The sequence below is a fragment of the Kitasatospora sp. NPDC057518 genome, from assembly GCF_042802075.1.
Taxonomy (GTDB): Bacteria; Actinomycetota; Actinomycetes; order Streptomycetales; family Streptomycetaceae; genus Kitasatospora.
Genome location: NZ_JBHVEU010000052.1, coordinates 19,000 through 29,381 on the forward strand (window position 1 = coordinate 19,000; position 10,382 = coordinate 29,381).

The 10,382-nt window shown below is 74.4% G+C and carries 9 protein-coding genes; 6 read left to right on the forward strand and 3 right to left on the reverse strand.

The window, feature by feature from the left end:
• Positions 1-51: 51 nt before the first annotated feature.
• On the reverse strand, positions 52-978 hold the full coding sequence (locus tag ACFU7Z_RS08230; protein ID WP_380776983.1) for an LAETG motif-containing sortase-dependent surface protein: 927 nt from the start codon (positions 976-978) through the stop codon (positions 52-54).
• A gap of 365 nt (positions 979-1,343) precedes the next feature.
• Here ACFU7Z_RS08230 and ACFU7Z_RS08235 point away from each other — a divergent pair, with 365 nt between their 5' ends.
• Positions 1,344-2,576, forward strand: a complete 1,233-nt coding sequence (locus ACFU7Z_RS08235) for a M64 family metallopeptidase (RefSeq protein ID WP_079271989.1) — start codon at positions 1,344-1,346, stop codon at positions 2,574-2,576.
• Positions 2,577-2,636: 60 nt separating this feature from the next.
• Positions 2,637-4,043, forward strand: coding sequence for a nitrate/nitrite transporter (locus ACFU7Z_RS08240; protein WP_375875053.1), 1,407 nt, complete (start codon positions 2,637-2,639; stop codon positions 4,041-4,043).
• A gap of 39 nt (positions 4,044-4,082) precedes the next feature.
• Here the strand turns inward: ACFU7Z_RS08240 and ACFU7Z_RS08245 are convergent, their stop codons facing one another.
• Positions 4,083-4,904 (reverse strand): maleylpyruvate isomerase family mycothiol-dependent enzyme, encoded by an 822-nt coding sequence (locus ACFU7Z_RS08245; RefSeq protein ID WP_375875054.1) that lies wholly within the window; start codon positions 4,902-4,904, stop codon positions 4,083-4,085.
• A gap of 174 nt (positions 4,905-5,078) precedes the next feature.
• Between ACFU7Z_RS08245 and ACFU7Z_RS08250 the strand changes: the two genes are divergently transcribed.
• From ACFU7Z_RS08250 to ACFU7Z_RS08260, 3 genes are all read left to right on the forward strand, one after another.
• The gene (locus ACFU7Z_RS08250; RefSeq protein ID WP_375875055.1) at positions 5,079-5,876 is read left to right on the forward strand and encodes a carbon-nitrogen family hydrolase; all 798 of its coding nucleotides are present in this window, start codon (positions 5,079-5,081) and stop codon (positions 5,874-5,876) included.
• A 209-nt stretch (positions 5,877-6,085) separates the two neighbouring features.
• Positions 6,086-7,102, forward strand: a complete 1,017-nt coding sequence (locus ACFU7Z_RS08255) for a GntR family transcriptional regulator (RefSeq protein ID WP_380776984.1) — start codon at positions 6,086-6,088, stop codon at positions 7,100-7,102.
• Between the two features lie 117 nt (positions 7,103-7,219).
• On the forward strand, positions 7,220-7,867 hold the full coding sequence (locus ACFU7Z_RS08260) for a hypothetical protein (protein ID WP_049659440.1): 648 nt from the start codon (positions 7,220-7,222) through the stop codon (positions 7,865-7,867).
• A 65-nt stretch (positions 7,868-7,932) separates the two neighbouring features.
• On the opposite strand, the gene ACFU7Z_RS08265 is transcribed toward ACFU7Z_RS08260, so the two are convergent.
• Positions 7,933-8,718: an SLATT domain-containing protein gene (locus tag ACFU7Z_RS08265; protein WP_074001872.1), complete on the reverse strand. Its 786-nt coding sequence runs from the start codon at positions 8,716-8,718 to the stop codon at positions 7,933-7,935.
• Positions 8,719-9,085: 367 nt separating this feature from the next.
• On the opposite strand from ACFU7Z_RS08265, the gene purD reads away from it, so the two are divergent.
• Positions 9,086-10,333: a phosphoribosylamine--glycine ligase gene (purD, locus tag ACFU7Z_RS08270; RefSeq protein WP_049659445.1), complete on the forward strand. Its 1,248-nt coding sequence runs from the start codon at positions 9,086-9,088 to the stop codon at positions 10,331-10,333.
• Positions 10,334-10,382: the final 49 nt, after the last annotated feature.

Consider the following 10,382-nt stretch of genomic DNA (forward strand, 5'->3'; position numbering starts at 1 on the left):
GAATCTTTCGACCGTCGGCGCCGGGGTCCGCTCGGTGCCGACGATCGCAGGTCAGTGCTGGCGGCGGAGGCGGCGCACGGCGATCAGGGCGCCGGCCCCGAGGGCGAGGAGCGCGGCGGCGGAGGCGGCGAGGAAGGTGTTGGTGGAGGAGGAGCCGGTCTGGGCGAGTTCGGGGGTGCCGGCGGGGGCGGTGGTGGCCGGGGCGGCGGAGGGGGTGGTCGGCTTCGGGGCCGGGGCGGTGGGGGCGGTGTCCTTGGTCTGCTCGGCGGCGGGCTTGGCCGGGGCCGGCTTGGCGTCCTTGGTGGGAGTGGGCTTGGGCTTGGCCGGGGTGGTCGGCTTGGTGCCGGTGGCGTCCTGGGGGTGGGTCACCTTGACCGTCTTGAAGCCCGAGTCGCCCGGGCCCTGGGAGCCGGCCATCTCGGTCGAGGCCAGCAGGTCGATCGTGGTCACGCCGGCCGGGGTGCCGGCGGCCAGCGAGTAGCGGAACTTGAAGGTCGCCGAGCTGTTGGCGGCCATCCGCTGGCGCTGGGAGCCGGTGATGTCGACGACGCGGGAGCAGCCGTCGAGCAGCTGGAGGTTCTTCCAGGCGCCGGTGTAGTCCTCGTACTGGATCTTGACGTCCTTGAGGCGGGCCGCGGCGCCCGAGCCCGGGGTGTGGATGCCGAGGAAGGGCTCCATGCCGTGGGCGTCCTCGGCGGCCTTGTTGGTGACCTTGACGGAGACCTCGTTCCAGCTGCCGTCCGCCACCACGGAGGACTTGGCGGAGACGATGGCGGTGTCCGGGGACAGTCCGGGCACGTTGGCCGGAGCCTCGTACGCGCCGTTGAGCCGGTGGTCCCCGCAGGCCCAGGCGGTGTCGGTGGCGAGGAACTGGACGCCGCCGGCGAGGACGACGGTGGCGGCGACGGTGGCGATGCGGCGGCGGCCGGAGAAGGCGCGGTCGTTCTTCGCAAAACGGGTGATAACGGACGTGCGCATGACGTGACTCCCCAGGGTCATGGGTCTGACGGTGTGTGTGGGCGAAGACGACCGGCCCCGCTGCTTCACGAGCGGAAGCGCCCCCCGGCTCCGCCGGTCTCGCTCTCCGTGCCTTCATCCGTATAGACGCGCATCCCCGTCAGGGGTTGCAGGCGGGTTCCGAGAATTTTTCGGAGTTCTTCGGCGGGCCTCGGAGACCGTCCGAGTGATGGTTGGTATGACCTGAATGATCCGGAAAGTACGGATCGTTCGGCCAGGTCGGTGACTTTTTCGCGGCCGGATAGGGGAGTCCCGGCCGCCCGGGTACGTCTCCGCTCCACCACCCGGGCGACGCCGGGTGACCGGAACCCGGAGGACGCACCCGTATGCCGCCTGGCAACCCTGGCCGTCTCGTCCGGAGTCTGGCCGCACTCGTGCTGGTGTCCGCCGCCGCCCTCCCGGGCGCCCTGGAGCTGGTCGGCCCCTCGCCGTTCGGCGTGATCGGGCCGGGGGCCGCCGCCGACCGCGCGGTGCCGCCGCACGCGGCCCTCCAGGCCGACCAGCGGATACCCGCGGCCGCCCCCACCGTCGACATACGCCGCACCGGGGACCCGGCCAACCGGATCACCCTGGTGCTGCTCGGCGACGGCTACACGGCCGGCGAGCAGGAGCTCTTCCGGCAGCAGGCCGACAAGGCCTGGCACGCGCTGATGGACATCGAGCCCTTCCGCACCTACCAGGGCTTCTTCAACATCAGACGGGTCGAGGTGGTCTCCCCGGTCTCCGGGATAGCGGAGTCCGAGAGCCGCGGCCGCAAGACCGCCACCCCGCTCGGCATGCACTTCTGGTGCGAGGGCACCGCCCGGCTGCTCTGCGCCGACGAGGCCGCCACCGCCCGGTACGCGGGGGGCGGCGCCGGGCCGCAGTACCTGATAGCCCTGGCCAACTCCACCGAGTACGGCGGCGCCGGCGGCACCGGGGTGACCACCCTGGCGGGCGGCAGCCCGGACGCCGGGCGGATCATCCAGCACGAGATCGGGCACACCGTGGGGGACCTCGGCGACGAGTACGACAGCGCCCCGGAGGACGCCGACTACCCGAACCTCGCCACCCTCAACGCCGACGACATGCGCAGGAAGCAGACCAAGTGGTGGCGCTGGCTGGGCGCCGAGTCCCCGGACGGGGCCGGGGTGGTCGGGGCGTACCGCAGTGCCAACGGCCTCTACCGGCCCACCCCGGACTCGGTGATGCGCACCCTCGGCAGCGCGTACAACCTGCCCTCGCGCGAGGCGATCATCGAGGAGCTGTACCGCAGGGTCCGGCCGACCGACGCCCCGGTGCCGGCCCCCGGCGAGGTGTCCGGGCGGCCCCGGCTCGACGTCCGGCCGCTGCCGCTGACCGGCCCGCGGCAGCTGAAGGTGGAGTGGAAGGTGAACGGCGTCCCGGTGACGCCGCAGTCCCCCGACGGCTCCTGGCTGGACACCGCCCCGCTGGAGCTGGCCCCGGGCCGGACGGCCACCGTGACGGCGACCGTCAAGGACACCACCGACTGGGTGCGGGACGAGGCCTTCCGGGAGCGCCACATGACCCGCTCGGTGTCCTGGACGCTGACCGGCTGAGGCACGGTGCGCGCCCCGGATCTGGGCGTCCAATCATGGGATGACTAATCTGGTCGGACTATGACCGTGGAGCCCGCCCGTCCAGCCCCGTCCCCGTCCGTCCCCGCTCCCCGACCCGCCGCCGGGCCCCCGGCCGGCCCCGCGCCGGCGTCAGCGCCGGTGCCCGGACCCGTATTCGAGCCGCCCGGCGGCCGCGCGGCCTGGCTGGCCTGGTCCGTCGGCGTCAGCGTCTACATCCTGGCCGTCATCCACCGCACCAGCCTCGGCGTGGCCGGACTGGACGCCGCCGACCGCTTCGGCATCGGCGCCTCGGCGCTCTCCACCTTCTCGATCCTCCAGGTGCTGGTCTACGCGGCCATGCAGATACCGGTCGGCCTGCTGGTCGACCGGTTCGGGCCGCGCCGGGTGCTGCTGCTGGGCGTCCTGCTGCTGAGCGCCGGTCAGCTGGCCTTCGCGTTCAGCTCCTCCTTCGGCCCCGCGCTGGCCTCCCGCGCGGTGCTCGGCTGCGGCGACGCGATGACCTTCATCAGCGTGCTGCGGATCGCCGCCCGGTGGTTCCCGGCGGCCCGGAACCCGTTCGTCGCCCAGCTGACCGGCCTGGCCGGGATGGGCGGCAACCTGGTCACCACCGTGGTGCTCGCCCAGGCGCTGCACAGCGAGGGCTGGACGCCCACCTTCACCGCGATCGCGCTGCTGGGCGTGGCGGTGTTCGCGCTGGTCGCGCTCTTCCTCAAGGACACGCCCCCGCAGGAGGCCGCCGCCCGGCCCGGGGAGGCCGGGAGGGGCGGGGCGCCCGGGGCGCGGCCGAAGGTCGGCCAGCAGGTCCTCGCCTGCTGGCGGGAGCCGGGCACCCGGCTCGGGCTCTGGATCCACTTCACCACCCAGTTCCCCGGCAACGCCTTCGGCCTGCTCTGGGGCCTGCCCTACCTGGTGCAGGCGCAGGGCATGTCCCGGGCGGGGGCCGGCGGGCTGCTGACCCTGCTGGTGCTCAGCAACATGAGCTTCGGCTTCCTCTTCGGTCGGCTGCTCTCCGCCTCGGCGCGGGCCCGGATGCCGATCGTGCTGACCGTCGTCGTGACCACCGCGCTCGGCTGGGCACTGGTGCTGGCCTGGCCCGGCGGCCACCCGCCGACCTGGCTGCTGGTCGGGATCATCCTGGTGATGGGCAGCAACGGCCCGGCCTCGCTGGTCGGCCTCGACTACGCGCGCGCCCGCAACCCCGCGGAGCGGCTCGGCACCGCCTCCGGGATCGTCAACATGGGCGGCTTCATCGGCACGATGATCACCCTGTTCGGCATCGGCGTGCTGCTGGACGCGCTCTCCCCGGACGGGGCCGTCGGGTACTCGGCCGACGCCTTCCGCTGGGCGTTCTGCTGGCAGTACGTCCCGCTGGCGGTGGGCACGGCGATGATCCTGCGGCTGCGCCGGAAGGTCGCGGCGCAGGCGGTCGCGGCGCCGGCGGGCTGAGCCCGGGGCCGTCCGGCCCCGGGCCCCGGGCGGCCCGCCTCAGATGGTGACCGAGAAGTTGGCCAGCACCCGCTCGGCCAGCTCCTGGTCGCCCTCGACGGAGACCGGGCCGGGCCGGCCGCGGCCGCAGGCGAGCCGCAGGTAGGTCTCCCAGTCCATGGTGAGCTGGACGTCGGGCGCCAGGCTGATCGACTCGTCCACGGTGCAGTGGCCGGTGGCGTCCACCCGGACGGTGCGCAGGAACTCCACCGGGCCGGTGACGTCCAGCACCAGGGCCGTTCCGGCCGGGGCCCCGGCCTTGGTGGCGACGGCCTGGGGCAGCAGCTCCAGCAGCACGTCCCGGGTGATCAGCGCGGCCGGGGCGTCCAGGTTGCCCGGGGCCTCCAGGGCCCGGCGCAGGTCCTGCTCGTGCACCCAGACGTCGAAGGCCCGCCTCCGCAGCAGCTCGTGGTACGGGACGTCCCTGGCCAGCGGCCCGGCCGGCCAGCGCACCGGCTCCTCGGGCGTCTGCTTGGCGTTCCGCAGCGCCCGGGAGCGCCGGATGATCGTGTACTCCAGCTCGCTGGTCATCTCAAGCGCGGTGTGGCAGCGGCGCTTGTCGACCGGGAGTTCGACGTAGCGGGCGAACTCGGAGGTCACGTGACGGAGGTCACGCGGCAGCGAGTGGATCGGGCGGGGGTCGCCGAGCAGGTCGGACTCGACCGCGATCACGTGCGAGACGACGTCCCGGACGGACCAGCCCGGACACTCGGTGGCCCGGTTCCAGGAGCCCTCGGGAAGGGGGGCGACCAGCTCCGATATGGACTCGATGGTCTGGGTCCACGCCTCGGTGTAAGCCTGCACGGTCTGGTTGTCCGTCACGGGAATCTCCGGCCCTCCGTCAGCTTCCTTGCCGCCTGTGCCCCGCCGTCACGGCCGACCGGGATGGTCCGGCTTTCCCGGCGCACACGCTAACCGCACGTTACGCTGCCGGGAGACAGCTGGGCAGCGCTTTCGGGTGACGATCGTAGGTCTCTTGCCGTGGACGGTGGTACTGTGCGCGCTTCATTGATCCAACTCGCGGTCTCCGACGCGGAGCCGCCCGCCGAGCGGAGGGCTCGGGCGGCCGCCCTGGTGCGGGCGCAACACGGCGCCGACCTGGTGGTCCTCCCGGAGCTGTGGCCGCTCGGCGGCTTCGCCTACGACCTCTGGTCGGACGGCGCGGAGACGCTGGACGGGCCCACCTCGGACGTGATGTCGGCCGCCGCCCGGGCCGCCGGGGTCTGGCTGCACGCCGGTTCGATCGTCGAACGCGATCCGGACGGTCCGATCTACAACACCTCGCTGCTGTTCTCCCCGGACGGCGAGCTGGTGCACACGTACCGCAAGATCCACCGCTTCGGCTTCGACAGCGGCGAGGCGGTGGTGATGGGCGCCGGGCAGGAGATCGTCACCGCGCCCACCGACTTCGCCACGCTGGGCCTGGCCACCTGCTACGACCTGCGCTTCCCGGAGCTGTTCCGGGCGCTGCTGGACGCCGGCGCGCAGCTGCTGGTGGTCCCGGCGGCCTGGCCGGCCCGGCGGCGCGAGCACTGGACGCTGCTGGCCCGGGCCCGGGCGGTGGAGGAGCAGGCCTTCGTGCTGGCCTGCAACACCGCCGGGACGCACGCCGGGGTCGAGCAGGCCGGGCACAGCATCGTGGTGGACCCGTGGGGCCGGGTGCTGGCCGAGGCGGGGGCGGACGAGGAGGTCCTGACGGTCGAGTTCGACCCGGCCGAGGTGGCCAAGGCGCGCGAGGAGTTCCCGGTGCTGCGGGACCGCCTGCTGGGGATCCCGGCGCCGGTCCAGCGCTGAGCCGGAGCGGCGCCCGGAGCGGGGGCCGGCACGGCGGCGGGAGCGGGGGACGGGGCGCGGTCGGGACGGCGCCGGGGCGCCGCGGACGGCGTTCCGGAGGGTTGGTTCGTACCTGGGTCGATCGGGTTTGAGAAGATGAGCACTCGTCGTGTTCCCCGCCGGCCCGTACGAGGGCCTGCCCGGTCGGCCCGCCCGAGGAGGTCGCGCCCATGCCTGACAACGGCGCAGGCGACACCCCCCGTCCCGTCATCCACCGCAACAGCCTGCGCGAGCAGATCGCCGGCGCGCTGCGCGAGGAGATGATGGCCGGCCGACTCGCGGCCGGCCGCAACTTCACCGTCAAGGAGATCGCCGAGCTGTACGGCGTCTCCGCGACCCCGGCCCGCGAGGCCCTGGTCGACCTCGGCGCGCAGGGCCTGCTGCGGGCCGAGCACCACCGCGGCTTCACCGTGCCCGAGCTCGGCTGGGACGACTTCCTGGAGATCTTCGAGTCCCGGGTCCTGATCACCGACAGCTTCCACCGCCAGTACACCGCCCGCCGGGCGCTGCCCGACCTCAGCCGGCTGTCCTCGCTGCACCGCCGGGCCGACGCGGCGGTGCGGGCCGCCCGGGCCGGGAACCTGGACGTGATGGTGGGCTGCGACCGCCGGTTCTGGCAGGAGGTCGGCGCGCTGCTCGGCAACCGCCGGATCGCCGACTACCTGGACTGGCTGCGGGTGCAGTCCTGGATGTTCGCCGCCCGCTACCTGCGGGAGCTGCCCGCGCTGGGCGGGGTCTGCTGGGAGCGCCACCCGGACCTGGTCGAGGCGATCGAGGCCCGCGACCCGCTCGCCGCGCACCGGATCATCTGCGAGTACAACCTGTACACCGTCCGGCTGCTGGCCGGGCTGGCCGGACAGCCGCTGGAGTCGGTGACGGTCCTCGGGCTGCTCACCGAGTTCGCCGGGGAGGAGCCGCCGGCGGTGCCGGTCGAGCCGCCGCCCGCGCCGCCGGCCCCGCCGGAGCCGGCCGCCGAGTCCGCCGACGGGCCCGGCGCGGCCCGCGCCGAGCGGAGCCGCCGCAGCGACGAGGTCGGCCGGGAGCTCGGCCGTGAACTGGGCCTGGGCCTCGGCCTGGTGCCGCAGCCGCGCGCGACGCCGTACGGCCGGTTCGGCCGGCGGCTGCCCGAGCCGCCCCCGGAGGCCCCGCGGGGGCGGTCCGACCCGCACGCCGCGCCGGGCCGGTAGGGTGGGCGGGCGTCGGACCGGGCGCCCCGCCAACGGGCCGTCCGGGTACCGACCCAAGCCCCCGTCGTCGCCCCGTCTCCGCGGGCGATCCCCGCCTCCGGAGAGGAACTGCCGGCCATGGCCTGCGACCTCTGGCTCGTCCCGCTGGTGGACGTGCTGAGCCACAGTCCCGACAACCCCTTCCGGGACGACCTCGCGCTCTACAACGCGGTGCTGGCCTCGCGCGGGCTGCCCGAGGTGCCGGTCTACCAGTTCGTCCCGGGCATCAGCGGTGCGGTCGAGCCGATAGCCGCCTTCGACTACGACTCGCTGCACTTCCTGCGCCGCGCCTACCTGTTGGGCCTCACCGGACTGGACATCACCCCGGTCGACACGCTCGGCGGCGACTACGAGCAGCTGCTGGAGATGTTCGAGAGCGGCGCCGAACAGTCGCACCTGGTCTGGCACTTCGACCACGCCGGCGCGTACGTGCCGGTCGAGTTCGCGGTGCCGCTGGTGGACGAGACGCTGCTCGCCTCCGGCGGCCCGCTCGGCTCCAGCCACGGACTGCTGCGCGAACTCCAGGCCGTCGCACCGGCGCTGGGCATCGACCCGCTCAACCCGCCGGACCCGACCCGGCCGCTCGGCCCGACCGGCCTGGAGCAGCCGTTCGGGCCGCCGATCGACGACGTCCACCCCTTCGCCCGGGAGCGGCACGCCTGGTCGGGCCTGTACGCGGCGGCGACCAGGAGCGTCGCCCAGGGCTCGATGATCGTCTTCGCCTGAGCCCTGAGCCCTGAGCCCTGAGCCCTGAGCCCTGAGCCCTGAGCCGCGATCCGGCCTCCCGGCCGCTAGCGCAGCGGCCCCTCCGGCGGCCGCTGACGCGGCATGGTGGGCCGGGTGCCCGGCGGCGGCAGCACCCGCACCTGGGCGCCCACCCCGGGCTCGCTGCGCCCGCCCCAGGCCCCGCCGGACTGGGTGGGCAGCTGGGTCATCGAGGCGCGGAACTCCAGCATCCACTCCGAGGTCTCGGAGCGGACCATGTCGGAGACGTCCTCGCAGAACCGGCGCAGCACGCCCAGGCAGCGCTCGGCGGCCTCGCCCGCGGTGCCCTCGGTCGGGCCGAGCACCTCGCGCACGCACTCCGACGCCCAGTCGAACTGGAAGGCCTCCAGGCGGCGTTGCAGCGCCTGCCCGGTGGAGACGTCCCGCATCCAGCCGGAGGTGAGGCCGAAGACCCGGTCGACGGCCAGGCAGCCGGCGGAGAGCGCGAAGCCGACGTAGCCCCAGCCGGTGCCGTTCGCGAAGGCGCCGGCCAGGTCGACCAGCGGGGCGGTCACCCCGCCCACCGCGAAGCCGGCCGCGCCGAACCGCAGCAGGCGCGCCCAGCGGCGCTTCCAGATCCGGTCCCGGCGGTACCACTCGATGGCCTCGACCGCCCGCTCCTCGGACCAGCGGTAGAGCTCCTCCAGCCGCTCGGCGGGCTCGCCCCAGTCCCCGAGCGGGAACTGTCGGGTGCTCAGATCGTCCCGGCGTCGGGTGGAGGCCCGTCGGACGACGGCGGCGGCGGGCGGGTCCTCCTCGCCGATCTCCTTGCCCCAGGCACTCTCCTCGGGCTGCATTTCCGGCTGGCTCACCTGTGGGGCTCCCTGTGGCGGGCGGACTGCTGGGTCTGTCGGCGCAACGGCTGACGTGGTGTCCGCCGGTGGTTCTCCAACAGCACTTCTTACCGCCAAATGGCTGACCGTGGGGGCGCTTCTCCGCTGATCGTTACCGGTTTCGGCCAACGGAACCCGAGGTGGGCGGGTTGCGGGGGTCGGCGAGATTTCACCCGTCCGAGCGAGGGTCCGGTGACCCGCCGTCGTGACCCGGGCACCCGTCGCCGAATCGGCCCGGTCGGGCTTGGACGATCCTCCAGTGTGCTCGGCGTACGGAGCGTTCCGCCTGGAGGATCCGACGGGACCGGAGAGCGGCCGGAACAGGCCACCGACTACGCTGCCAGGCGTGAAGGTCCTCGTCATCGGCGGCGGCGCCCGCGAACACGCCCTGTGCCGCTCTCTGTCCCAAGATCCCGCTGTGTCCGAACTGCACTGTGCCCCGGGCAACGCCGGGATCGCGCAGGTCGCGACGGTCCACCCGGTCGACCAGCTGGACGGTGCGCAGGTCGCCGCGCTGGCCGGCCGGCTCGGCGCCGCCCTGGTGGTGGTCGGGCCGGAGGCCCCGCTGGTGGCCGGCGTCGCGGACGCCGTGCGCGCGGCCGGCGTCCCGGTGTTCGGCCCGTCCGCGGCGGCCGCCCGACTGGAGGGCTCGAAGGCCTTCGCCAAGGACGTGATGGCCGCGGCCGGCGTGCCCACCGCCCGCTCCTACGTCTGCACCACCGCCGCCGAGGCGGCCGAGGCGCTGGACGCCTTCGGCGCCCCGTACGTGGTGAAGGACGACGGCCTGGCCGCCGGCAAGGGCGTCGTGGTCACCTCCGACCGCGCGGAGGCGCTGGCGCACGCCGCCGCCTGCGAGCGCGTGGTCATCGAGGAGTACCTGGACGGCCCCGAGGTCTCGCTGTTCGCGATCACCGACGGCACCACCGTCGTCCCGCTCCAGCCCGCCCAGGACTTCAAGCGCGCGCTGGACGGCGACGAGGGCCCCAACACCGGCGGCATGGGCGCCTACTCGCCGCTGCCGTGGGCGCCCGCCGGGCTGGTCGAGGAGGTCCTGGAGACCGTCCTCCAGCCGACCGTGGACGAGCTGCGCCGCCGCGGCACCGAGTTCTCCGGCCTGCTGTACGCGGGCCTGGCGCTCACCTCGCGCGGCACCCGGGTGATCGAGTTCAACGCCCGCTTCGGCGACCCGGAGACCCAGGTCGTGCTGGCCCGGCTGCGCACCCCGCTGGCGGGCGTGCTGCTGGCCTCCGCCAACGGCACCCTGGACCAGCTGGAGCCGCTGCGCTGGGACGAGGGCGCGGCCGTCACCGTGGTCGTCGCCTCCGAGGGCTACCCGGCCGCCCCGCGCACCGGCGACCCGATCGACGGCCTGGCCGAGGCCGAGGCGGACGGCACCGCGTTCGTGCTGCACGCCGGGACGACGGCGGGCGAGGACGGCCAGGTGCTGAGCGCCGGCGGCCGCGTGCTGTCGGTCACCGCGACCGGCGCAGACCTGGCCGAGGCGCGCGAGCGCGCGTACGCCGCGGTGGACCGGATCTCCCTCAAGGGCGGCCAGCACCGCACCGACATCGCGCTGAAGGCGGCCACCGCCTGAGGCCACCCGTGCCCGTGCCGACCGCGGCCCCCGTGCGAACCGTTCGCAC